The following is a 21,534-nucleotide window of genomic DNA, read 5'->3' as shown; positions in this document are numbered from 1 at the left end:
TCGGTCGTCGATGTCAGGAAGAAGAGGAGGAGCGGAAGCGTTCGGCCAGCAGCAGCACCGCCGTCACCACCACGAAGACGACAACCGAAACCGCGGCCAGCGTCGGGTTAAGCTGCAGGATCATGTCGTCCCACATTTGCTTCGGCAGGGTCGTCTTGACGCCGCCCGAGACGAAGATCGCGATGGTGAGTTCGTCGAAGGAGGTGATGAAGGCGAAGAGGAAGGCCGCGACGAGGCCGCCCTTGACCAGCGGGATCGTCACGCCCGTCAGGGTACGGACGCGGTTGGCGCCGAGCGTCGCCGCCGCCTGGTCGAGCCGCTGGTCATAGGTCTTGAGCACGGCGGCGATGGTGACCAGCGTGAACGGGATCGCCAGCACGGTATGGCCGATGATCAGGCCGAGATCGGTCGCGATCAGGCCCATCCGCGCGAAGAGGTAGAACAGGCCCACCGCGATAACGATGCGCGGCACGATCATCGGCGCGAGGAAGAAGGCGAAGATCAGCCCGCCCCAGCGCGTGCGGCTATGGGCCAGCGCCAGCGCCGCGAAGGCGCCGATCGCGGTCGCGGCCAGCGCTGTGACGAAGGCGACGCCAAAGGAGCGCAACGTCGCCTGCAGCCAGAGCGGCGATTCGAAATAGGTGCGGAACCAGCCGATCCCATAGCCCGGCGGTGGGAATTCGAGAAACTGCGAGGAGGTGAAGGCGAGCGGGATCACCAGCAGCGTCGGCAGCACCAGGAAGCCGATGACGAGCCAGCAGAAGCCCGGCAGCAGCGCAGCGCGGATGCGCTTGCCCAGCACGCGCTGCGCAACAGCCGCCATGCGCCCGGCGATATCGGCGACGATGCCGAGAATGGCGAGGCCGAGATCGCGGATGCGTCCGCCCCCGACCTGCGCCGAGCCGCCGGCGATGATCGAGATCCCGAAGAGCCGGTCATAGATCCAGCAGGAGACCAGCGCGGCCGCCAGCATCATCGCGGCAAGCGCCCCGGCGAAGGACCAGTTCAGCAACTCCTGCACCTGGGTGATGATGAGCTGGGCGAGCATCGTCTCCTGCCGCCCGCCGAGGAAGGCCGGCACGATGAAGAAGCCGAGCGAGGAGATGAAGACAAGTAGCCCCGCTGCGGCGACGCCCGGCAGGGAGAGCTTGAAATAGACCAACCAGAAGGCCCGCGCCGGAGCGGCTCCCAGCGTCTGCGCGGCCTGCACCAAGCGGCGGTCGATGCCGGTCATCACCGGCAGCATGGTCATCACCGCGAGCGGCACCATGGCATGGACCATGCCGACCATGACGCCGAACATGTTGTGCAGCAGCGGCAAGGGCTGGTCGACGAGACCGGAGCCCGTCGCCAGCGAATTGATGATGCCGCTGCGGCCAAGCACGATCATCCAGGCGAAGGTCTTGACGAGATAGCTCGTCCAGAACGGCACCATGACGAAGAGCAGCATGCGGCCGCGGAACATGGCGGGCAGGCGCGCCAGCCAATAGGCCAGCGGATAGCCGATCAGGAGCGACCAGAACGCCGTCCAGCCGGCGATGCGGAAGGTGATGCCGAGCACCCGCAGATAGACGTCGGTCGCGGCGATGCGCTGATAGGCCCCGGCCGAGAAGCCGCCGGTCTCGGGATCGACGAGGCTGAGGCCGAGCAGTTGCGCCACCGGCCAGGCGAAGAAGACCGCGAGGAACGCAAGGCCGGGCACCGCCAGCCAGAGCGGACCGAACCTGAGCTTTCTCCGCGCCGGAGCCATGTCTGCCGCGACCGCGCTCATGCGACCAGCACCGCCTTGTCGCGGGCCCAGCCGGCGACGATGGCCTGGTCGATGGCGGGCACCGGATCGTCCGGCCCCAGCCGCAGCACGAGCGGGCTGCCGTCGCCGAGCGCCGCGATCACGCGCGTCTCCGAACCGGCATAGACGATCTCGCTGACCCGGCCGCGGACGGTATTGCCGTCCCGCTCGCCGAGATGCAGGTTTTCGGGCCGGATGACGAGGGCCGCGTCCTTGCTCTGGCAGCTCGCGCCGCTCGGCAGGGTGAAGCGGCCATGCGGCGTATCGAGCGCGCCGTTGCCGTCCCATTTGCCGCGGAGGATGTTGGAGATGCCGATGAAATCGGCGGCGAAGGCGGTGCGCGGGCGCTCGTAGATCTCGCGCGGCGTGCCGAGCTGCTCGATCCTGGCGTGGTTCATCAGGCAGATGCGATCGGACATCGCGAGCGCCTCCTCCTGATCGTGGGTGACGTAGACGATCGTGGCGCCGCTCTCGCGGTGCAGCCGCTTGATCTCGATCTGCATGTGCTCGCGCAGCTTCCTGTCGAGGGCGCCGAGCGGCTCGTCCATCAGAATGATCGAGGGCTGGTAGACGAAGCAGCGCGCCAGCGCGACGCGCTGCTGCTGGCCGCCGGAGAGTTCGCGCGGGAAGCGCCCGGCGAGATGGCCGAGATGGACCATGTCGAGCGTGGACGCGACCCGGCCTGCGATCTCGGCAGAGGGACGCCCGCGCATCTTGAGCGGAAAAGCGATGTTCTCCGCCACGGTTAGGTGCGGGAAGAGCGCGTAATGCTGAAAGACGAGGCCGATATCGCGCTGGTGGACCGGCATGTTCGACTGGTCGCGCCCGTCGATCACCACCCTGCCCTCGCTGGCCTCGACCAGGCCGCAGATCAACTGAAGCAGCGTCGTCTTGCCGGAGCCCGAAGGCCCCAGCAAGGTGAGGAACTCGCCCTCGGCGACGCTGAGCGAGCTCGGCTCGAGCGCCGTGGTCGCGCCATAGCGCTTGCCAAGTCCTTCGATGACGAGCTTGCCCTCGGCGACGAGCTTGGCCGATTTCGGCTGGTTCGCGGTCATTCCGGGCCCGTCCCCATCGCCGTCAGGTCAGGAGCCAGGCGTTGAAGCGCTCGGTCACCTTCGAGCGGTTGGCGCTCCACCAGTCCTCGTTGGCGATCGCCATCTGATTCAGGTTCTCCGGCGAGGTCGGCAGCACCTTCGCACGCTCGGCGGGGATGGTCTGATAGGCGTCGAGATTGGTCGGGCCATAAGCCAACGCCTCGGTGAAGACGGCCTGCGCCTTCGGATCGGAGCAGAAACGGATGAACTGACGGGCGACGTCCGCCTTCGGCCCGCCCTTGGGCAGGCCCCAGCCTTCGATCGAATAGAGGCCCTGGTTCCAGACAATCTTCGCTGGCGTGCCGCCGTCGATCGCGGCCTGCAAACGGGCGTTCCAGCCCGGCAGCATGTCGACCTCGCCGCTCTGCAGGAGCTGCGTCGACTGGGCGCCGCCCGTCCACCAAACCGCGACATGCGGCTTGATCTTGTCGAGCACCTTGAAGGCACGATCGACATCGAGCGGATAGAGCTTGTCGAGCGGCACGCCGTCGGCGAGCAGCGCCTGTTCGATCGTGTCGATCGGGTTCTTGCGGAGCGCGCGACGGCCGGGGAACTTCTCGACATTGAAGAAGTCGGTCCAGCTCGCCGGCGCGTTCTTCACGCGATCGGTGCGATAGGCGAGGACGGTCGAATAGACATCCGTTCCCATGAATTCGGGTGAGATCGCCTGCGGCATCAGCTTCGGGACATCGGCATGCGCGAAGCCGATCGGATCGAGCAGGCCCTGGCCTTTCAGGATGTCGCGGGCCGATAGCGTGAGCGTGCAGACGTCCCAGATATAGGACTTGGTCTCGACCATCGCTTTGAACTGGGCGGTCGGCTCGGCCTCGCGGGCGACGTTGACGACCTTGTTGCCGGTCGCCTTCTCGAAGGGATCATAGAAGGCCTTGCGGAAAGCCGGCCCGAACGGGCCGCCGGGGTCGGCGACCGTGATCTGGGTCGCGGCGCGCGCCGTACCCGTCAGGTAGGGCGCTGCCACCGTGCCGGCAGCGACGCCGCCAGCGAGTTGCAGCAGGGTGCGCCGGGTCGGTTTCGTGGTCAGGTTCGTCATCGTCTTCTCCCCTTTCAAGCGGTTTTCCGCGTTTCCCCGTGGGTGATCGGATGGTCGGGCGTTGTGATCAGGCCGTCTTTCGCGCCGCGCGCTTGGCGAGGAACGCCTCCATCATCCGCGCCGGCTCGCCGGTGGCGTAAGCTGCGCGCTGGTTGCGGATGCCGGCGGCGAGGCATTCGCGGAAGCTCTCCTCGGTGACCTCGCGGAAGCGGGCCTTGTTGAGGCGCATGGCGACCGGCGGCTTGCCGGCGAGCTCCTCGGCCAGCGCGAGCGAGGCCTGCATCACCTGCTCCTTCGGCACGATCCGGTTGATCAGGCCGATGCGGAAGCATTCGTCGGCATCCATCATCCGGCCGGTCAGGGTCAGGTCGATGGTGCGGGCGATCCCGATCATCTCCTTCATGATCCAGGGGCCGGTGACCGAGGCGATGCCGGAATTGATCTCGGGCTGGCCCATGGTGACGCCGGCATGGCCGACGCGCAGGTCGCAGAGCAGCGCGACCTGGAAGGCGGAGCCGGCAGCAACGCCGTTCAGCGCTGCGATCAGCGGCTTCGAGAGCGAGCGCATGCGGTCATAGAGGCGCTCCCATTCGCCCATCCACAATTCGGCGCGATCCGGATCGAAGGTCTTGGTCTCGTTGAGGTCTTGGCCGGCGCCGAAAGCGCGCTCGCCCGCACCCGTAAGGATGATGGCGCGAACGGCCTCGTTGGCCTCCATCTCGTCGAAGCATGCGACCAGCCGCTCGCGCATCGGCGCGTTCCAGGCATTCAGGATTTCGGGGCGGTTGAGGGTGATGATGCCGACCGCGCCGCGCAGCTCGACCAGAACAGAGTCCTTCATAGCGCCTCCGATGAGTTTTTATTACAATGCAATAATTTCTATTGCTTATTCTGCGCGAAAGGCCCAGCTTGTCAAGATCGTTAGCCGCAGCCATTGATCGCGCCCAGGAGAGCAGGCCCGATGACGATGCCCGAAGAGAGACAGACCGGCCGCAAGCGCGCGGCGCAGCCTGGCGATCAGGCCGGCCGCAAGGACGACGCGCTGATGGTCAATTCGGTGGAGAAGGCGTTCCGCGTGCTCTCGGCCTTCGGCCGCCAGCACCAGACGCTGAACCTGTCGCAGGTCGCCTCCGAGACCGGGATGGATGTCAGCGCCGCCCAGCGCTTCACCCATACGCTCGCCAAGCTCGGCTATCTCCATAAGGACGCGCAGACCAAGCGCTTCGAGCTGACGGCGAAGACGCTCGATCTCGGCTACCATTTCGTCCGCGGCAGCCGCCTGCTCGACCGGGCGATGCCCTATCTCATGCATCTCAGCAAGGAGACCGAGGAGACGGTGAACCTCACCGTGCGCGAGGAGACCGAGATCATCTTCGTCTCGCGCTTCCTCAGCCGGCACGTCCTCAATACCGACGTCATCATCGGCACGCGGATGCCGGCCTATGCCACGGCCCCGGGCATCGCCATGCTGTCGCGCCTGGCCGAGGACGAGGCGATGGCGATCATCGACGCTTCCGACCGCCGCGCCTATACGCTCTCGACAACCTGGCAGCGTGAGGCGCTGCGCGAGAAGCTGCGCCAGTCGGCAGCGCAGGGCTACGCCACAGCCTTCGAGGAGGTCTATATCGGCGACGCTTCAATTGCTGCCGTGATCGTCGATCATCACGGTCGCCCGGAAGCCGCCGTCAACATCGCGACCTCGACCTCGCGCTACAGCCACGAGGAGGTCGTCTCGCGGTTCTCCTCGCTGGTGATCGCCGCCGCTCACGCGATCTCGCGCGTCTGACGAAACAGGGCGAATGCCCTTGACAGGCCGGATTCTAATTTATCAAAATACGAAAATTTATATCGCATTACAATAGAATAGAGATGGCATGGAACGCTCGCAGGCGCAGTTCCGCCGGGTGGCTCGCCGCCACGGAGCAGCAGTGACCCTCAGCTTCGATGGCGTGCCCATCCGGGCGACCGCCGGTGACAGCGTTCTCGCCGCGCTTCTGGAGAACGGCGCCCTCGTCCGCCGGCTGGAATTCGGGGCTGAGCCGCGTGCCGGCTTCTGCCTGATGGGCGCCTGCCAGGATTGCTGGGTCTGGAGTACCGCGGGCGGCCGGATCAGGGCGTGCACCACACCTGTCAGCGATGACATGGAACTCTTCGCCGATCCGCAGGGCATGGCCGGCGCCCATGACTGAAATCGTCATCATCGGAGCCGGTCCCGCGGGTATCAGCGCCGCTGAACTTCTCGTCGCATGCGGGCTGAAACCAATCCTGATCGATGAAGGCGCCCGTGCCGGCGGGCAAGGCTATCGCCGGCCGGCCGACGATCTCGCCCTCGACATGACCAAGCTGATGGGTTCGGAGGCCGGGCGATACGCGAGCTTGCATGCACGCTTCGCCGCCCTGCGCGCCAGGATCGACTATCGCCCCCAGACTCTGGTCTGGACGGTCGACGGACAGCGCCTGCACCTGCTGCGCGACGGCCGCGCCGAGACGCTCGACTGCGACAAGCTGCTGATCGCCAGCGGCGCGATGGACCGGATCGCGCCCTTGCCGGGCTGGACGACGCCCGGAGTCTTTACCCTCGGCGGGGCGCAGGTCGCGCTCAAGGACCAGGGCTGCCTGATCGGCAGCCGCGTCGCATTCCTGGGCTCGTCGCCATTACTGACGCTTGCCGCGAAGCAGTATCGCACGATGGGCGCCGAGATCGCGGTGATCGCCGATACGACACCATTCTCCGCCAAGCTCGCCGCGACGCCCGCCCTGCTCGGCGCGCCACGCACATTGCTGCGCGGGCTCTGGTACATGGCGGCGGCTTTGCGCGCGGGCATCCCGATGCTGCACGGGGTGACGCCGGTCGCCATCGAAGGAGACGGCCATGTCGAGGCTCTCATCCTGCGCGACAGCGGCGGGCGGGAACGGCGCTTTGCCTGCGATGCGATAGCGTTGGGCTACGGCCTCAAGCCCGAGACGCAGCTTGCCGATCTCGCCGGGGCAGAATTCGCCTATGATCCGGATTTCCGGCTGTTCCTGCCGAAGATCGACGGCTTCGGCCGGGCGCGGCCCGGCCTCTATCTGGCCGGCGACGGGGTGCGGATCGGCGGCGCCGATGCCGCCGAGGCCAGCGGGGCGCTCGCGGCCCATGCCATCCTTTCGGATCTCGGCCGCGCACAGGATATCGCAATGATCAGGCCGCTGGCGCGGCAGGTCGCGCGGCTGCGCGATTTCCAGCGCGGGCTGGCGCGGGCCTTCGCCTGGCCGAGGGAGCAGATCGCTGCCCTGCCCGACCCGGCTACGCTCTGCCGCTGCGAAAACGTAACGGTCGGCGAAGTCCGCGCCGCCATGGCGAAGGCGCTCGGGCCAGTCGAGGTCAACCGGGTGAAGGCGATGACCCGTTGCGGGATGGGGCGCTGCCAGGGGCGCGTCTGCGGGCCAGCGTTGCAGGAGATCGTCGCGGCCGGCGCCGGGCAAGGCGGGGAAGCGGCCGGCCGGTTGCGCGGGCAAGCGCCGGTGAAGCCGATCGCGCTCGCGGCGGCGGAAGAGCCGGCATGAGCAAACATACGACCGATGTCGCGATCGTCGGCGGCGGGCTGATCGGGGCCTGGACAGCCTTCTTCCTCGCAAGGCGCGGACAGCGCGTGACGCTGGTCGAAAAGGGCGTCGTCGGAGAGCGATCGAGCGGCGTCAACTTCGGGAACCTGCGCCTGCAGGGGCGCTTTCCCGGCCAGTATCCGCTGTCGCTGCGCTCGCAGGCGCTATGGGAGGATTTCGACGCGCTGATCGGCGAGGACTGCGAATTTGAGCAGACCGGGCATCTCTACCTCGCCTATGACGAAGATGAGCAGGCGAAGCTCGAGGGCTATGCCAAGGTCTCGGAATCCTACGGGCTAGCGATCGAGCGGATCGGCCCCGCCGATCTGCGCCGGCGCTGGCCCTGGCTGGGCGAACGTGCTGTGGCTGCGACCTTCTCCGCCCGCGATGCCACCGCCAATCCGCGACTTGCGACGCCGGCAGTGGCGCGGGCTGCCGCAAGACAGGGCGCCGCCATCCTGGAGAACACGCGCGTTACTGCGGTGAACCGCGAAGGTTGCGGCTTTGAACTGATGCTGTCGAACGGCAACCACTTGAGCTGCGGCGCGCTGGTCAACTGTTCCGGGGCATGGGCGCTGGAGATCGCCGAGCATTTCGGCGAGACCGCTCCGATCTTCCCGGCCGGGCCGCCGCAATTCGTGACCGAGCCGTTCCCGTACCGGATCGAGCCATCGGTGCAGACGATCGACGGCTCGGTGATCTTCCGGCAGATCCCGCGCGGCAACGTCATCCTCGCCGGTTATCCGCGCACGGCGGCCGATCCGCAGGCGAACCGCGCACCCGTGCCCCCGGCCAAGACGCTGGCCGCGATGCGGGCGCTGGCCCGTGTCGCGCCGATGCTGGCGCAATGCCATGTCATCCGGGTCTGGTCCGGCATCGAGGCCTATCTGCCGGACATGGTCCCGGTGATCGGGCGCAGCGGAACGACGCCCGGCCTGTTCCACGCGTTCGGCTTCTGCGGCCACGGCTTCCAGATCGGCCCCGGCGTCGGACTGTGCCTGAGCGAGATGATTCTCGATGGCGAAACGCCTACGCCGCTCGACCCCTTCTCCATCACGCGCTTCCGCAAGGCCGCGACCATCAGTGAGAAATTCCGCAAGGAATTCGACTGACGGGCTAATTGCATATTCCTCTCCGTTCGTCGGCGCTGCACTCCAAATGCGCCACGGGACTAACCCGCTCTCGCGGGAGGGCGCTAAGGCGTGGTCATCGCTGAGATTTCGCCGGTGAGGCGCTGCATCCGAGGGTTTCGGGGTCGTTTCCCCTGATCCTCGGAGGCCTCCATGACCGATCCCGTCACCGTCACTCCGCTGCGCCAGCGCATGATCGAGGACATGACCATCCGCCGGTTTGGCGAGCACACGCAGCGCGACTATGTCCGGCAGGTCCGTGAATTCACGGCCTTCCTCGGCTTGCCGCCGGACCGGGCCGAGCCGGAGGATCTGCGGCGCTATCAGCTTCACCTGGCTTCGCTCGGCGCCAGCTACGCCCGGATGAACCTGGCCTGCACGATCTCGCGCATCTGGCCGAAGCCGAGGCCTTCGCCGCCATGCTGGCGCCGCTGCGTCGGACCGACTGGACTTGCCTCGCCTTTGTGGAGAGCGTTTTTCGTTTTACGCGGCTTGGCCTTCGAACTGAAGCGGGCTGATGAAGTCGAGCGCCGAATGGCGCCGGACGGGATTGCAGAAGCCGTCGATGTATCGCGCGATCGCGGTGGTCGCCTCGGCCCGGCCGTGGAAGACGGTGCGCCAGACGAGTTCGGTCTTCGGCGTCATGAAGAATGTCTCGACCATGGCGTTATCAAAGCAGTTTCCCTTGCCCGACATTGAGATCCGGATGCCGTGTCGGCGCAACTCGGCCTGATAGTCCAGGGAGCAGTGCTGGCTGCCGCGGTCGGCGTGGTGGATCAGCCCCGCCGGCGGACGCCGCACGGCGATGGCTCGGCGTAGCGCCGACAGGGCCAGTTCCTTGTGCAGGCGGTCACTGGTGGCCCAGCCGACGACGCGCCGGGCGAAGAGGTCGATGACGACGGCCAGACACAGCCAGCAGGAGGCAGCGCAACCATGCTTGAACCAGACCGTATCGTCCGCCTGAAAACCGTTCTCGCCCGCACCGGCCTGTCCCGGTCCACCATCTACCGCAAGATCGCGGAAGGCACGTTCCCGCCCCAACTCAGGATCAGCGTCAACGGCGCGGGATGGCATGAATCCCACATCGACCGCTGGATCGCCGATCCCGCCGGCTGGCGGCCACCAATAACAACGACTGACAGAATGGACGCGGGCCGCATGTAGTTCAGAGATCGTCGTCCAGTTCATCGTCGTGGACCTCGGCGACACGTCTCTTCGCGTCGGCGATCAACTCTTTCGCGGATTCGCCCTTCACCCAAGCGTCGAGCATATCAACCCAGCACTGGAGCATGATCTTCCGCTCGGCGAGGTAGCGGTTCACGTTGTAGATGGCCGCGATCCGGTTCCGAGGCGCGTGGGCCAAACTCATCTCGATCCAGCGATCATCGAACTTGGCACGGTTCAGGCCGGTCGAGAACGTGCGGCGCAGGTCGTGAACACCGAAGCTCTGAAAGTCAGGATCAGTCTCCCGGATGCGCTCCACGACCATGTCGATCACGCGGTTGAGCGTGGCGTTGCTGATCGGCGTATCGCCATCGTACCGGCCGGGATGCAGGTATCGTCTGGCACCAAGCGACGGCCGGCCCGCGCTTCTCCTTAACCTCGTCACACAGACGTTTGAGGCGCTGCGGCGTGACCTCCCCCAGCTTGAGCTTCGACAACTCTCCCGCGATGGCGCGATCATAGACGGATCGGCGCATCGCCAAGGTGCTGTCAGCCAGTTTCTCGGCCCCCGACTTGGGATCGGCTTGTGCTTGAAACAGGCTTCCGCCCACCCGCCGAACGTAAACGCCTCGGCTGACGCAGTGCGCTTCTCTACCTTGGCTTTCGACGGCGACTCGCCGCGCTCGACCTGACGCCGCGCCCGCGCCAGCAGCGTCCTCGCCTCCGCAAGCGACACCTCCATTCCGTATTCCAGCGCGTCGGGCGCGCGTGTCAGCCTGCGCGCCGCCTCGGCGCTATACCGGCCGATGGTCAAGACCTCCTGCCGTCCGTTCACCCGGTACTGATACCGGAACGAGATGACCCCGGTCGGGGTGACGGCCGCGTGCATCCCTTCGCGGTCCGTCACCTTGTAGAGCTTGGCGCTCGGTTTCAGATTTTTCAGTTTTTTATCAGTGAGATCGCCCATGAATCCGCATCCGGTCTGGGGGCAAACGGATACCAACAAAGGGGTTGTTGGTAGCGAAAGCCCGTTTCTCGACCATCCTGCGCCATACCAACATCGCTATCAACAAAGTGGCTGGGTTGGGGTGACATGCAGCGATACGGGGTAAGAAAATTATCCTTACTATTCAACGAGGTCGTGCGATTTTCGGCACGGAGCGAGATGGTCTGAAACGACCACAATTCATTCCCACTCTACTATTTTTCTTAGTCTAAATATTTGAATTCATTAGGGAAAATTTTTATTTGCGCGCCAAGTACCGCGAGCGAAGCCGTCAAAAAGCTAGCCTATTGATTTTACTAAGTTTTTAGCAACGGTCGGCCAGAAAAAATTCTGTGGACTATCGGCATCTATCGGCCATTTCGGGCTCGCCGTAAGCGTCGAAGATCGAAGCCAGCCTTCCGACAAAGTACCGTCATAACGACTAAATCAATACCTATTGTCGAGGTCGCTCCGGCCGGTCGACGATCAGCTTGCCGGCCGACTGCCCGAGAAGGAGCCGCAGTAGGGCCGAAGCCTGCTGTCCCGGCAAGGCCTTGGCGAAGGGGATGGGATGCTCTGGCTGCCCGCGACATGGCATCACGATCCTGTCGCGGGGCGTCGCCGCGAAGACCTGGGCCAGCGTCTGATCCGTCAGGTTGGCGTAGATCTTTCCCGACATCACGCGCCGCTACCGTCGAAACGCCCTGGTGAACCGTTCCCACAGATAGTCCGCAGCCTGCTCCTGCGTCAGCCTCTTCATGTCCGTCTGCCGCTCGAAGTCCGAGTAGCCCATCGCCATCGTCGCCGAAAGCGACAGCTCGTCGCCGCCGGTGGCCGGCATCAGGATCTCGTTGCAGCCGTCGCCTGACATCCTGCCTTCCGCGAAGCAGATGTTGTTGTCGCCCATCATCCCGCCCAGCCAGATCCGGCAGGTCCCCTTGCTGGAGCCGTCCAGGAAGAGCTCGGCCCTGAAGTCGGTCGCCGTCGAATCCGTGATGTCGAAGTCCAGGCGGCCGTCGCCCTTCACGGCCTGCTCCAGGTTCGTGCCGAAGGTGGCCCTGATCGTCGCGAACGCCGATTTCGCGAAGCGTCGCCGATCGGCGTCGGTCAGCGGCACCTTGAGCTTCGGGAGCACGGACCGGCTCGGCTGGCTCGACGCGGTGTCCGGGCCTGGGAAGGCCTTATAGTCGGTGGCCGAGGCCGAGCCTGGAAACGCGCGGCGTGTAGAAGGCTTGGCGCGGGTTCTCCGGGCGCCGGCGAGGACGGCATCGCGGGCGGTAGCCTCGTCCATGCCCATGATGCGAACCTGGACGACGGCCTTGAGCAGTCCCTGAGGCTGGCAGGCTCGGACCATGATGGGAAGCAGCTTTTGCTCCAACCCTTGCGGGTCCTGAACGAAGGCACTCGCCCATTCGGGAGCCGCCATCTCCGACCGGAGGTAGTCGTCCGACAGCACCATGACGGTCCTGTCGGCGGTCGACGCCGCATGCTGCATCGCCAGCACGAAGTTGCTACCGGGCCGGAAGTCCCATGCCTGCACGACCGTGGTGAAGCCCTCCTCCTCCAGGATGAAGGCGATCCATTCGGCCCAGCGCTTGTCGACGCCGGTGTAGCTGATGAAGAAGTCAGTCATTCCGATCCCGGGGCTCCAATCGATGGGATGGGCCTGGGAGTGGACAGGGACCCGAAGGGGAACTCATATGCCAAGCCTCGGCGGCCCTTGCCAGGGTTTTGCACGCGGCTCGGCTACGGCAGGCGCGGATGGCTGTACCGACGGGGGGAATGGGCTGTCGAAGGCGGAGTCGGTGCTTGGTGTCCCCGCACCTGAAGAGACCAAGACCGATCACCGGAGTTCCTTCTCCCCATCCGTCCAGCGCACTCCCTCCACCCGACGAGGCTAGGTCAGCGCCTCGGCAACCTGAAGTCGGAAGGGGCTGCGCCTTTCGCCCCAAGGCTGCGCCCTATGCCGCCTGCCAGACCTGGTTCAGGATCTTCGCCGCCAGCGCGGCCTTGTCCTGCGGAAGGAAGCGACCGTAGTGGTTCTGCACCATCTCCGGGGTGTCTTGGATCGCGTAACTCGCCTGCTCGTACGAACCGGTCTGCTTCAGGATGTGGGTCGCCAGCACGTCCCGGACGTTGTGCGGCCCGTGCGGCAGCAGGCCTTGGATCGCTCCCCGCCCGGTGAAGGGGTTATAGATCCCGTAGCGCTGAATCGTCAGCCGCCACGCTTCGTAGAAGGTCGTCTGGTCGTAGGCGGGGTCGGTGCTCGTCTGCTTCACCGTCTTGACGAAGAAGGTGCCGGGATCCTCTGTGCCGGACAGCAGCATCCGACGGTGCCGGACGATGTAAGTCTCAATGTGGTCGTAGAGGCCGCCGAGATCCGGGAGCACCAGCCGGAACGGCTTGCTGCCGAAATACGACGAGTTGGCGTTCTTGAAGGCCACGGACGGGATCAGGACCTCCCAGCCACCGTCCCGGTCGCTCCAACGCAGCTCGCCGCGCTTCATGTCCTCCAGTTGGCGCTCGGAGCGTGGAAACTGGTCCCGAGGGCAGACCATCAGCTGCCGGAGGTTCTTCTGCCGAAGCCCGAGATGCAGGCCGAGCCGCAGCAACAGGAACGAACGGACCGCCTCCGCGGCGCCACGCGGATAGCGCGTGGGATCCGGCATCCGCTTCAGAATCTCCTCGGTGATCTTGCGGTATTCTCCGACCGGGCTCGGCGCCTCCAGGACGGGCATGATCGGCTCGAACGGGTCGCGGTGGACGCGGGCGACGCGCTGGATCTCCTTCACGCGACCTGTGGCGTGCTTGAAGAATGTGTCGCAGGCGCCGTCCCAATCGGCCTTCGCCCGCTCAATCTCCTCCGGCGAGACCAACCCCGGAATCGGACGGACGCGATGGACGAGCTGCCCGTGCTGTCGAAGCCAGCCCGTCTCCTGTCGCGTGATGGCGAGAGCGATGCGGAGCATGTCGATCTCCCAGGCGGTGTAGAAGCCGCGACGGCGTTCGCGCCACTGGACGTACCAATCCCAGACGCCGGGGAAGACGAGCAGCCCCAACGTCAGGTGCTGGAGCGGAACGCCGTAACCCCGCACGGCTCCTCTCGGCGAGGCCGCCAGCGCACCCAGCATCAGGCCAAGGTGCTCGATCTTCTGCGAGGTGGTCTCTTCACCCCAGACGCCGTTCCGCTGAAGGCCGGCGGCAGTCAGCGTCGACGTCTTGAAGCGGACCAGCCCTGCCATCTCCATGGTGAGCTGCGGCGGCGCGTCGACGACGCCCGAGAGTAGGTCGGGATCGGTCTCCGGCATACCCTGGTCGGATGCGTCGTCGTTCCTACCGGAGCCATGTGCGGGCTCCGATCGTCCGTAGGCCACGCCCGGGAACCGGATGGCATAGCGTTGCTTGAGCGCGGCGGCCTGGAAGCGGCGATAGTCGGTTGCGCCGCTGACGATGACGCGCCGGACCCACTCGACGATCCTTTCTCGCTCCGTCGGCGGCAGGAAGTTGAAGTTGTCCGGCAGATGCCACGCCAGCCGTCGCCGCTCCGAGGCGTCGATGCCTTCCAGTTCATGGCCCCTCGCCGCTCGACCTTGGTGAGGCAGCTTGGCGTGGAAATACCCTTCCGGCAGCCGATAGCGGCGCTCGATCCGGCGCAGGATTTCCATGCTCGCGACGCTGACCGGCGCCTTCGCCCCCTGAATCCAGCTTCGGATGGTCTGGAGGTCGAATGTCTCGTCGGCGCGGACGACCGCCCGATGAAGATGCCAATAGCTTTCTCCGTGACGCTGCATGTGCAGCGCCAGCGCCTCGCGGAAAGTCGGCGGGTCTTCCCAATCGCCATTCGCGGGCTGCGGGAATTCCTCCACCGGCTTGGGCTTCACGCCGCGCTTCCGCTCCTGGCGAGGCGAGGATTGCCGGGTGTCGGCCGACGCCGGCGCCCCGAACAGGTCCGGCTGAAGCCGGGCGATGGCGGTCGCCTTCTCGCCTCTCGCCCGTTGGGACATCGGGCGGGCATCACCGCTCCCCACCTTGGCGCGCGCCCGCGGCTCGAACTCCCTTCGCACGGCGGCGTCGAGCGCCCGGACGATCGCGTCCAGGGCTGGCCGGACCTCCTCCTTGACCTGAACCAGAAGTGGATGGGCGATGCCGCAGCTCTCGGCGATGGCTCTCCAGTCGACGCCGCGGCCCCTCGCCGGCGGGTATTCGCGATGGGCGATCAGGCCGAGCAGATAGGATTTCATCCGATCCGTGTCGGCATTTAGTAGAGGTGTCAGGCGCTTGTGGCAGAAGCCTGCGATTTTAGTGGAGAGAAGCTGAGCATTCCATTCGATAGACATAGGCGGTAGGCGGTCGTCACGGGTTGCGGGAGGTAGCGCGCAATGGCTCGATTCTCTCGCGCCGTCATCCTCCTGTCGATGAAGGGACTTCCATTGCCGTTTTCGTGACAACGCTTGTCAGTGGAATGGCTTGCGGTGCCGGTCGATCGCGTTTCCGGCCTTGATCCAAAATGCAAGGCCGCCAACTTGCGATCCAGGCGACACGACCGTCGCAATCTGGTTGAGACTACCTCGTGCTCACCGCTGGAATGGGCAAGCGCCCTAGCCTTGGCGGTTGAGGAACATGAGGCTGACCAGGTCTCTCCGGTTGGCTGATACAAAACCGCGGTTTAGGCCGCCAGGATTCGAGGATTTGTATCAAGACGAAGGAGCACCAGGTTTGCCTTAAGCGAATTTTGCCAACCTATTGGACGCTTATCAGCATATCTTCAAACTGGCCTTTGGTTTGAATATCGGCTAAAAAGCTCACCATGGGTGAGCAAAGAGCAGGAAAGCTAAAGCAGCTCGAGCGCCTCCTCCCGGAGGGCTTGCTCGTCGATTCCGCTTGGCTTTCCGCCCGCGGCTACTCCACTTCCCTGCGCGCCAAATATGTCGCCTCAGGCTGGCTCGAACAGCCGGCACGCCGGGTCTATCGACGCCCCCGCGGGCAACTGAGCTGGCAGCAGGTCGTCATCTCGCTCCAGACGCTCCTCGACCATCGCCTTGCCGTCGGTGGCCGAACAGCCCTCGAACTGCAGGGTTATGCCCACTACCTCTCGCAAAGCGGTTCTGAGGCCCATCTCCACGGGCCGACGAAGCCGCCGAGCTGGCTCGCTACGCTGCCACTCAAGGAGCAATTCGTCTACCGCAACAGCACACCGCTCTTTGGGAGCGACCTGGACGAGGTTGACTTCCCTCCCCTCGTCCCGGGGGCTGGCAAGCAAGGCGATCAGTCTCTCCAGGATGCGGGGCTGCGCTCGCTTGCCTGGGGACAATGGGAGTGGCCGCTAACGGTTTCAGCACCCGAACGCGCGATCCTCGAGCTTCTCGACGAGCTGCCCGATCATGAAAGCTTCCATCAGGTCGACATGCTGATGGAGGGGTTGAGCGACCTTGCTCCGCGGCGGCTGCAGACGCTGCTTGTCCGCTGCCGAAGCGTGAAGGTGAAGCGCCTCTTCTTCTTCTTTGCCGATCGACATCGCCACGCATGGCTCAAGCACGTCGAGCGTACAGCGGTCGATCTCGGCTCGGGCAAACGCATGTTGGTCAAGGAGGGACGGTTCGATCCCGCCTACCAGATCACCGTGCCGAAAGAACTGGACGAGGCGCGCTGATGGCGTTCGCCGACGCTTACCGAAACCAGGTCGCGCTCCTGATCCGCACTCTGCCTTCCGTCGCAGCGGAAGAGTGTTTCGCGATGAAAGGCGGTACCGCCATCAATCTCTTCATCCGCGACCTGCCTCGGCTCTCGGTCGATATCGACCTCACCTATCTGCCCGTTCAGGATCGTGCGATCTCGCTGGCCGCAATCGATGCGGCAATGACTCGTATCGCGGAGCGCATCACTGAGGCCGTTCGCGGCGCCCGCGTTGCACCTTCGCGCTCGCGCGAAAATGTCGTCACCAAGCTCGTCGTTCGCAGCGATAGTGCGCAGATCAAGATCGAAGTCACGCCGGTCCTGCGGGGCTGCGTGTTCGAGCCTAAGGCGCGTCCTGTCTCAGCCAACGTCGAAGACGAGTTCGGCTTTGCGGAAATGCGGATCGTCTCACTCCCCGATCTGTTTGCCGGAAAGATCGTCGCCGCGCTGGACCGACAGCATCCGCGTGACCTGTTCGACGTGCGCGATCTGCTGGCCAATGAAGGCATCGACGAAGCACTGCGCCGGGCCTTCCTCGTCTACCTCATCAGCCACGACCGCCCCATGGCCGAGGTGCTGGCGGTCCGGCGCAAAGACATCGCAGCTGAATTCGAGCGTGGCTTCGTCGGCATGACGCGGCAACCGGTCGAGCTCGACGACCTTCTGGCAGCTCGTGAAGCGCTGATCAGCGAAATCGTTGGCTCCATGCCTGATGCTCACCGCCAATTCCTGTTGGCGTTCGAGCGAGGCGAGCCCGACTGGTCAACAATCGGCTTGGGGGCAGCCGCTGATCTGCCGGCCGTGCGATGGCGCCAACAGAATCTCGACAGCCTGAGTGCCGAGAAGCGGCGTACGCTGGTGAAACAGCTTGAAGAGGTTCTGGCTAGATAGCCAAAAAGCCGGCGCTCATGCGCGATGGCCATCATGCGGTCGCGCTGGGCTGCATCATCCTGCCGCACGAACTGGCGATCTACGCTCCATTGACCCGCCGACGCATCTGGAGCCGACTAGCAGCGAAACGCCCGACCCTGCCGGCACGCCATTCCATGTAGAAGCATCTCAAACTATAGAAGCGTCATGCATTTGGAATGCGAAGAAGGGGCGACGCATGCCTTCGTTGGACTACGAGAACGAGAAGATCGTCTTCAGGGACTTCTACGACACCTCCCGCGACACGATGGCCTCCGCCAAGGCCACGATGGAGACGCTTCTCCGCTCGCTTCTTGCCACCGATCCGGCCATCGCTGCGGCCAAGGTGGAGGGGCGCGTGAAGGATCGCGAGGAGTGCCTCAGCAAGTTCCGTCGGAAATACCAAACGGCGCTGGAAAGCTCCAAGACTCCCTATTCGATCCGAGACCACATCACCGACCTTCTAGGGCTGCGGATTGTTTGTTTCTATGAGGACGACGTCGAGCGGGTCCGCGATCTCGTCTCCAGCGAGTTCGAGGTTATCGAAATCACCGACAAGACAGCTCAGATGCAGGGAACGGACAACGCCTTCGGCTACAAAGGCCTGCACATGGACCTCAGGCTCACCGAGGGCAGACGCGGCATGAAGGAGTATGCGGCCTATGCCGACTATCCCTTCGAGCTACAGATCCGCACGGTGGTTCAGGATTCCTGGAGTGTGCTGGATCATAAGATCAAGTACAAGAAATCCATCCCCCTCGACCTGAAGCGGCGCATCAACACTCTGGCCGCCCTCTTCGAACTCGCGGATCGCGAGTTCCGCGCAATCCGCGAAGGAACAACCGAGGCGTTGGATCGCACCGAGGAGTACGGCACGATCGAGGCAGAAAGCGCGAACCCCGAACCTGAGCCCGTCTCGACGCCGACTGGAAAGAGACCGGGCGGCTACACTCCTCTCGACGCGTTCAGCTTGCTCCGCATCGCAAGGCACTTTTTCAAAGACGAGGAATTCGAGCCCCACAAGATCGATGGCTTCACACAGGAAATCACGAAGCTCGCTCCTGGGATTTCGCGGGGCAAGTTCAACTTCTACATGAAGGAGACGATCGGCGACGTCCGGCGATACAAGACTGACTTCGAAGCGAGAGCGGACGGCGGCGCGATGAACCCGTTCACGGTCATGAGGCACTGTCTCTACGCAGCCGATTCTGCCAAGTTCGGCTCCATGCTGACCGACCGCGCGCGAGCGACATTCGACGAATGGCAAGCCGCAGAAGTCCGGGAACATGAATGACTACCCTCGCGCGAGCGCGAACCGCACTAGCGGGACATCGAACGCGCGGCCATCCTTATAGGTGATATTGAGCAGACGGCCTCGTCAGTGCTTTAGCCATTCGAGGTAAGTGCCCCGAGATATCGGCCATCCCGCAGCGCCAGCGGCCCGGCAGCGCCAAGGGCGTGCTCTTGTTACCCTGGAGGATGAGACCGGCATCGCCAATCTCGTGGTCTGGGCAAAGACCTTTGAGAAATTCCGGCGCACTGTGCTGGCGAGCCGCATGCTCGGCGTCTACGGTGGCATCCAGCGCAAGGGTGATATCGTCCGACTTGTCGCGCATCGCCTGCCCGATCTCTCCGACACGCCGGCCAGCGTCGGAAAATCGCGAGACGTTCCCCCTGCCCCATAGCCACAGCGATCAGCTTCGCAACGGCGATGCGATCCGCGCGAGCGACCGGCTCGGGCCATGCGCCCGCCGATCTCAGCAACAACTACGGCCATACCGACGAGCTTCGCCGAAATCACGCAATTTCCGCTAGCCCTGCGCTCCCAGCTCTCGCGGGCCCTGTCCGAAGATGATCGGCGCCTCCTGGAAGTGATCTGTAACGAGGATCGCCGGAAGCTTCTCGATTGTCACATGGCTGTCCGAGTAACCCTTCGATCTCGTCCCGCTCTTGATGTTCGGATACTCCTTGAAGAGCGTCCCATTATATTCCGGCTTGAAGAGATTGATCAGCTTCGCCTCGACCTCATTGGTGAGCTCATGCGCGCCTGGCAACAGTTGCGGATTGTAGAATTTCTCAAAGCTTTCATTATCGTCTTCAAAGTCAAACTCGTGGACAATGGGCTCGACGCCATCCAGCTCGGGAAAGCCGGAATACGGAAAGATGGGATTATCGCCCATCCCGATGATCGACAGCATAAGGATCGAGATCTCCAAAGCAGGACGGGTCGTTAGCGCGCTTAACGGCTCTTCCAGCGTGAGTATCTTCTGCAGCTTCTCGTGCCCGGTATGACGCTGCCAAACGCGTTGCGAGAATGCCTGGCCAATGTAATGCACGCGATATTCGAGGAATGGAGCAACATCGCCTTCAATCGACACAGGCAACCCGTTGGCGATCGCTTCATAGAGAATCTTCTGCGGAGTTTCCCAAGCCACGAACGTTTCGTCGTTTTTAAGTATCTGAAACGCCGCAACGTCTCTGAACGGAGGCTCCTTGCTCGCAGGCTCTCGGTAATATTGGGCCTTCAGCAGCCCCTCTTCGTCCTTGGGAAACCCGAGAGCGGATAGCCCCACCTTGCAGTGCAATGGTTGATTTACCCCGTCCACGATATCGAAAGTGAGTTCGCCATCATCGGCAACGAGATTGTCGAAGAACATGAGCGGTCGCTGGAGGATGAAATAGATCGTGGCATTCTTTAGAAATTTCCGAACCACCTCCTCGCCCTTCAGAAACTCGTACTCATACGCCGAAACGATCGGATACGTAGTTGTTGCAACAATATCGATGAGCTTGATGCCCTTTAGCGTTTCACTCACTCTCACCCCCACAGGCCGATATCAATCTTCTCAATATTCTGATCGAGTATCTCGAATCGTCTCCTGACGTAGACACCCTCATCCATTGCCACGACCAATATAAGAAGTGCCCCGTTCGGAAATTTTTATCCCATGCTTTGTGAACTTGCTCACTCCTTCCCTCCGCGCGTCGCTGAACTACTTGAGCGTGATCGCAGCCTCACACGCAACTTTCGTGAAGAGTCGATTACCGACGTCCTCATGGCCAGCTTGGTCGGCCTCGAGCCGTTCGGAATTCGGGTAGACTTTCCGGACGAGCCGACGACCGGCGGCGATATGGAGTGGATCTTCGCCGCACCGCTGGAGCTCAACGGCGGCTCCTATCTGCGCCTCGTCCTTCAGGCAAAACGGGCGCACTTCACCAAACTGAAAGCCGGCGGCTACTGGTACTATCACCATCTCGACTACGGCACCCCGAAGGGCGACCAAGCGCAAACGCTCGTCAATGCGGCCGGAACAGCGTTCCCGATCTATATCTTCTATAATCCCACCTCGGCGCTCGCCGCTAAAACCGCAACCTTGCCGGCCGTCGAAGGCATCAATCTCGTCTTCGCCCATCACGTCGCATTGGTGGTGAAGGGCGGCTGCGACAAGAAGGCAAAGAAGATCGACGCCTGGCGCAAGCATTTCATGCCACTATCCGACATCCTCTGCTGGCCGACAACATTTGTGGCGGCAGCGCCCAACGTGCCACCCGATGACGCGACGCTATTTGCCATCAACGGCGATGCCTTCACCTTGCCGAGGATGACGGGCGCATTCCACCCGGACATCATCGCGGAGCGTCTCAATCGCAAGCTCGATATTGCGCCTGTTCAAGATAGTAGCGGCGTGGATCGCGTAGAAGCACGGCCAACAAATCAAATCCCGCTCGGTATCCGGCGCGCCATAGCCGGAAAAGTGAGCGCAAAAGATCGCAGGGAATTGCGACGTCCCCGCGTCATCCTCTCAACCCAGATGAAGCGCAGCGACCCGGATTTTGCGCAGATTCAGGAACTGAGCCGACGCTAACCTTCAGGTGCAATCAAACCTGCTCGTGTCCAAGAAAGTCTGCATCCCGCGTCACCCGATTGTAGTCGGCCACCCAAACCGTGACCAGCATGCCGCCCTTCAGGACGGAGCGGTCCCGACGCGCTGAGATCGACAGGCGATAGAGCAGCCGTTCGAGCGCGAACCGCACCAGCCGGTGCCGCGGGCGTTGAGCCAGGCGGCAAGGAAGCCGTCGCGGCCGTGTTCGGCGACGAGGTTCGTGATCAGCGTCTGGTCGATTTTTGAGGAAGCGGCGCAGAGCGCGAGGCC

Annotated in this window: 21 protein-coding genes and 2 pseudogenes; 11 read left to right on the top strand and 12 right to left on the bottom strand. The window is 63.8% G+C overall.

The features are described 5' to 3' along the window. Window positions 1–13: 13 nt before the first annotated feature. The 4 genes from AC1RRW_RS03015 to AC1RRW_RS03000 form a co-directional block, all read right to left on the bottom strand. Window positions 14–1,771 (bottom strand): ABC transporter permease subunit, encoded by a 1,758-nt coding sequence (locus tag AC1RRW_RS03015; protein ID WP_492899055.1) that lies wholly within the window; start codon window positions 1,769–1,771, stop codon window positions 14–16. Continuing rightward, window positions 1,768–2,844, bottom strand: a complete 1,077-nt coding sequence (locus tag AC1RRW_RS03010; protein WP_492899054.1) for an ABC transporter ATP-binding protein — start codon at window positions 2,842–2,844, stop codon at window positions 1,768–1,770. Before AC1RRW_RS03010 ends, AC1RRW_RS03015 begins: the two co-directional genes overlap by 4 nt. 22 nt (window positions 2,845–2,866) lie before the next feature. Beyond that, window positions 2,867–3,934, bottom strand: coding sequence for an ABC transporter substrate-binding protein (locus AC1RRW_RS03005; RefSeq protein WP_492899053.1), 1,068 nt, complete (start codon window positions 3,932–3,934; stop codon window positions 2,867–2,869). Window positions 3,935–4,001: 67 nt separating this feature from the next. Then, entirely contained in the window at window positions 4,002–4,775 is a 774-nt protein-coding gene (locus tag AC1RRW_RS03000) for an enoyl-CoA hydratase/isomerase family protein (RefSeq protein WP_492899052.1), read from the bottom strand. Window positions 4,776–4,895: 120 nt separating this feature from the next. Here AC1RRW_RS03000 and AC1RRW_RS02995 point away from each other — a divergent pair, with 120 nt between their 5' ends. The 5 genes and pseudogenes from AC1RRW_RS02995 to AC1RRW_RS02975 all read left to right on the top strand — a co-directional run. After that, window positions 4,896–5,720, top strand: coding sequence for an IclR family transcriptional regulator (locus tag AC1RRW_RS02995; RefSeq protein ID WP_492899051.1), 825 nt, complete (start codon window positions 4,896–4,898; stop codon window positions 5,718–5,720). 88 nt (window positions 5,721–5,808) lie between these two features. After that, a complete protein-coding gene (locus tag AC1RRW_RS02990; protein WP_492899050.1) occupies window positions 5,809–6,123 on the top strand; it encodes a (2Fe-2S)-binding protein in 315 nt (104 codons plus the stop codon). Further along, window positions 6,116–7,480 (top strand): FAD/NAD(P)-dependent oxidoreductase, encoded by a 1,365-nt coding sequence (locus tag AC1RRW_RS02985; protein WP_492899049.1) that lies wholly within the window; start codon window positions 6,116–6,118, stop codon window positions 7,478–7,480. Before AC1RRW_RS02990 ends, AC1RRW_RS02985 begins: the two co-directional genes overlap by 8 nt. Then, window positions 7,477–8,631, top strand: a complete 1,155-nt coding sequence (locus AC1RRW_RS02980) for an NAD(P)/FAD-dependent oxidoreductase (RefSeq protein WP_492899048.1) — start codon at window positions 7,477–7,479, stop codon at window positions 8,629–8,631. The genes AC1RRW_RS02985 and AC1RRW_RS02980 overlap by 4 nt, the downstream gene beginning before the upstream one ends. Before the next feature lie 171 nt (window positions 8,632–8,802). Next, window positions 8,803–8,964, top strand: a pseudogene (locus AC1RRW_RS02975) (integrase); the annotation flags it as partial. 168 nt (window positions 8,965–9,132) lie between these two features. On the opposite strand, the pseudogene AC1RRW_RS02970 reads toward AC1RRW_RS02975, so the two are convergent. Next, a pseudogene (locus AC1RRW_RS02970) lies at window positions 9,133–9,564 on the bottom strand (DDE-type integrase/transposase/recombinase); the annotation flags it as partial. An 18-nt stretch (window positions 9,565–9,582) separates the two neighbouring features. On the opposite strand from AC1RRW_RS02970, the gene AC1RRW_RS02965 reads away from it, so the two are divergent. Next, entirely contained in the window at window positions 9,583–9,813 is a 231-nt protein-coding gene (locus AC1RRW_RS02965) for a helix-turn-helix transcriptional regulator (RefSeq protein WP_492899047.1), read from the top strand. A gap of 1 nt (window position 9,814) precedes the next feature. Here AC1RRW_RS02965 and AC1RRW_RS02960 read toward each other — a convergent pair whose 3' ends face one another. The 4 genes from AC1RRW_RS02960 to AC1RRW_RS02945 form a co-directional block, all read right to left on the bottom strand. Beyond that, window positions 9,815–10,780: an integrase arm-type DNA-binding domain-containing protein gene (locus AC1RRW_RS02960; RefSeq protein ID WP_492899046.1), complete on the bottom strand. Its 966-nt coding sequence runs from the start codon at window positions 10,778–10,780 to the stop codon at window positions 9,815–9,817. 472 nt (window positions 10,781–11,252) lie between these two features. Further along, a complete protein-coding gene (locus tag AC1RRW_RS02955) occupies window positions 11,253–11,477 on the bottom strand; it encodes a hypothetical protein (RefSeq protein ID WP_492899402.1) in 225 nt (74 codons plus the stop codon). Window positions 11,478–11,486: 9 nt separating this feature from the next. Then, the gene (locus AC1RRW_RS02950; protein ID WP_492899045.1) at window positions 11,487–12,431 is read right to left on the bottom strand and encodes a toll/interleukin-1 receptor domain-containing protein; all 945 of its coding nucleotides are present in this window, start codon (window positions 12,429–12,431) and stop codon (window positions 11,487–11,489) included. Window positions 12,432–12,759: 328 nt separating this feature from the next. Next, complete coding sequence (locus AC1RRW_RS02945; RefSeq protein ID WP_492899044.1) at window positions 12,760–15,039, bottom strand: hypothetical protein; 2,280 nt, start codon at window positions 15,037–15,039, stop codon at window positions 12,760–12,762. Window positions 15,040–15,605: 566 nt separating this feature from the next. Here AC1RRW_RS02945 and AC1RRW_RS02940 point away from each other — a divergent pair. The 4 genes from AC1RRW_RS02940 (at window position 15,606) to AC1RRW_RS02925 (ending at window position 19,065) form a co-directional block, all read left to right on the top strand. After that, window positions 15,606–16,448 (top strand): type IV toxin-antitoxin system AbiEi family antitoxin domain-containing protein, encoded by an 843-nt coding sequence (locus tag AC1RRW_RS02940; protein ID WP_492899043.1) that lies wholly within the window; start codon window positions 15,606–15,608, stop codon window positions 16,446–16,448. Next, on the top strand, window positions 16,448–17,362 hold the full coding sequence (locus tag AC1RRW_RS02935) for a nucleotidyl transferase AbiEii/AbiGii toxin family protein (protein ID WP_492899042.1): 915 nt from the start codon (window positions 16,448–16,450) through the stop codon (window positions 17,360–17,362). The genes AC1RRW_RS02940 and AC1RRW_RS02935 overlap by 1 nt, the downstream gene beginning before the upstream one ends. A 217-nt stretch (window positions 17,363–17,579) precedes the next feature. Then, a complete protein-coding gene (locus tag AC1RRW_RS02930; RefSeq protein WP_492899041.1) occupies window positions 17,580–18,674 on the top strand; it encodes a GTP pyrophosphokinase in 1,095 nt (364 codons plus the stop codon). 109 nt (window positions 18,675–18,783) lie between these two features. Further along, window positions 18,784–19,065: an OB-fold nucleic acid binding domain-containing protein gene (locus AC1RRW_RS02925; protein WP_492899040.1), complete on the top strand. Its 282-nt coding sequence runs from the start codon at window positions 18,784–18,786 to the stop codon at window positions 19,063–19,065. Between the two features lie 126 nt (window positions 19,066–19,191). On the opposite strand, the gene AC1RRW_RS02920 is transcribed toward AC1RRW_RS02925, so the two are convergent. Further along, entirely contained in the window at window positions 19,192–20,196 is a 1,005-nt protein-coding gene (locus AC1RRW_RS02920; RefSeq protein WP_492899039.1) for a hypothetical protein, read from the bottom strand. 132 nt (window positions 20,197–20,328) lie between these two features. Here AC1RRW_RS02920 and AC1RRW_RS02915 point away from each other — a divergent pair, with 132 nt between their 5' ends. After that, on the top strand, window positions 20,329–21,246 hold the full coding sequence (locus tag AC1RRW_RS02915; RefSeq protein WP_492899038.1) for a DUF6615 family protein: 918 nt from the start codon (window positions 20,329–20,331) through the stop codon (window positions 21,244–21,246). 13 nt (window positions 21,247–21,259) lie between these two features. On the opposite strand, the gene AC1RRW_RS02910 is transcribed toward AC1RRW_RS02915, so the two are convergent. After that, on the bottom strand, window positions 21,260–21,415 hold the full coding sequence (locus AC1RRW_RS02910) for a nucleotidyl transferase AbiEii/AbiGii toxin family protein (RefSeq protein ID WP_492899037.1): 156 nt from the start codon (window positions 21,413–21,415) through the stop codon (window positions 21,260–21,262). Continuing rightward, on the bottom strand, window positions 21,346–21,534 hold a 189-nt coding region (locus tag AC1RRW_RS02905), incomplete at its 5' end, for a hypothetical protein (protein ID WP_492899036.1). The genes AC1RRW_RS02910 and AC1RRW_RS02905, both read right to left, overlap by 70 nt.

The organism is Allobosea sp. GW821-FHT12C12, assembly GCF_058807355.1.
Note: the sequence above shows the minus strand (reverse complement) of the source record. Positions and strands in the feature narration are given on the sequence as shown.

What these genes read in the sequence shown, in the direction of transcription:
- AC1RRW_RS02930 (WP_492899041.1), top strand. Translation starts at nt 17,580, where the DNA reads ATGCCTTCGTTGGACTACGAGAACGAGAAGATCGTCTTCAGGGACTTC.
- AC1RRW_RS03010 (WP_492899054.1), bottom strand. Translation starts at nt 2,844, where the DNA reads ATGACCGCGAACCAGCCGAAATCGGCCAAGCTCGTCGCCGAGGGCAAG.
- AC1RRW_RS02980 (WP_492899048.1), top strand. Translation starts at nt 7,477, where the DNA reads ATGAGCAAACATACGACCGATGTCGCGATCGTCGGCGGCGGGCTGATC.
- AC1RRW_RS02950 (WP_492899045.1), bottom strand. Translation starts at nt 12,431, where the DNA reads ATGACTGACTTCTTCATCAGCTACACCGGCGTCGACAAGCGCTGGGCC.
- AC1RRW_RS02990 (WP_492899050.1), top strand. Translation starts at nt 5,809, where the DNA reads ATGGAACGCTCGCAGGCGCAGTTCCGCCGGGTGGCTCGCCGCCACGGA.
- AC1RRW_RS03015 (WP_492899055.1), bottom strand. Translation starts at nt 1,771, where the DNA reads ATGAGCGCGGTCGCGGCAGACATGGCTCCGGCGCGGAGAAAGCTCAGG.
- AC1RRW_RS03005 (WP_492899053.1), bottom strand. Translation starts at nt 3,934, where the DNA reads ATGACGAACCTGACCACGAAACCGACCCGGCGCACCCTGCTGCAACTC.
- AC1RRW_RS02955 (WP_492899402.1), bottom strand. Translation starts at nt 11,477, where the DNA reads ATGTCGGGAAAGATCTACGCCAACCTGACGGATCAGACGCTGGCCCAG.
- AC1RRW_RS02935 (WP_492899042.1), top strand. Translation starts at nt 16,448, where the DNA reads ATGGCGTTCGCCGACGCTTACCGAAACCAGGTCGCGCTCCTGATCCGC.
- AC1RRW_RS02985 (WP_492899049.1), top strand. Translation starts at nt 6,116, where the DNA reads ATGACTGAAATCGTCATCATCGGAGCCGGTCCCGCGGGTATCAGCGCC.
- AC1RRW_RS02945 (WP_492899044.1), bottom strand. Translation starts at nt 15,039, where the DNA reads ATGAAATCCTATCTGCTCGGCCTGATCGCCCATCGCGAATACCCGCCG.
- AC1RRW_RS02965 (WP_492899047.1), top strand. Translation starts at nt 9,583, where the DNA reads ATGCTTGAACCAGACCGTATCGTCCGCCTGAAAACCGTTCTCGCCCGC.
- AC1RRW_RS02940 (WP_492899043.1), top strand. Translation starts at nt 15,606, where the DNA reads ATGGGTGAGCAAAGAGCAGGAAAGCTAAAGCAGCTCGAGCGCCTCCTC.
- AC1RRW_RS02995 (WP_492899051.1), top strand. Translation starts at nt 4,896, where the DNA reads ATGACGATGCCCGAAGAGAGACAGACCGGCCGCAAGCGCGCGGCGCAG.
- AC1RRW_RS02915 (WP_492899038.1), top strand. Translation starts at nt 20,329, where the DNA reads ATGCTTTGTGAACTTGCTCACTCCTTCCCTCCGCGCGTCGCTGAACTA.
- AC1RRW_RS02960 (WP_492899046.1), bottom strand. Translation starts at nt 10,780, where the DNA reads ATGGGCGATCTCACTGATAAAAAACTGAAAAATCTGAAACCGAGCGCC.
- AC1RRW_RS03000 (WP_492899052.1), bottom strand. Translation starts at nt 4,775, where the DNA reads ATGAAGGACTCTGTTCTGGTCGAGCTGCGCGGCGCGGTCGGCATCATC.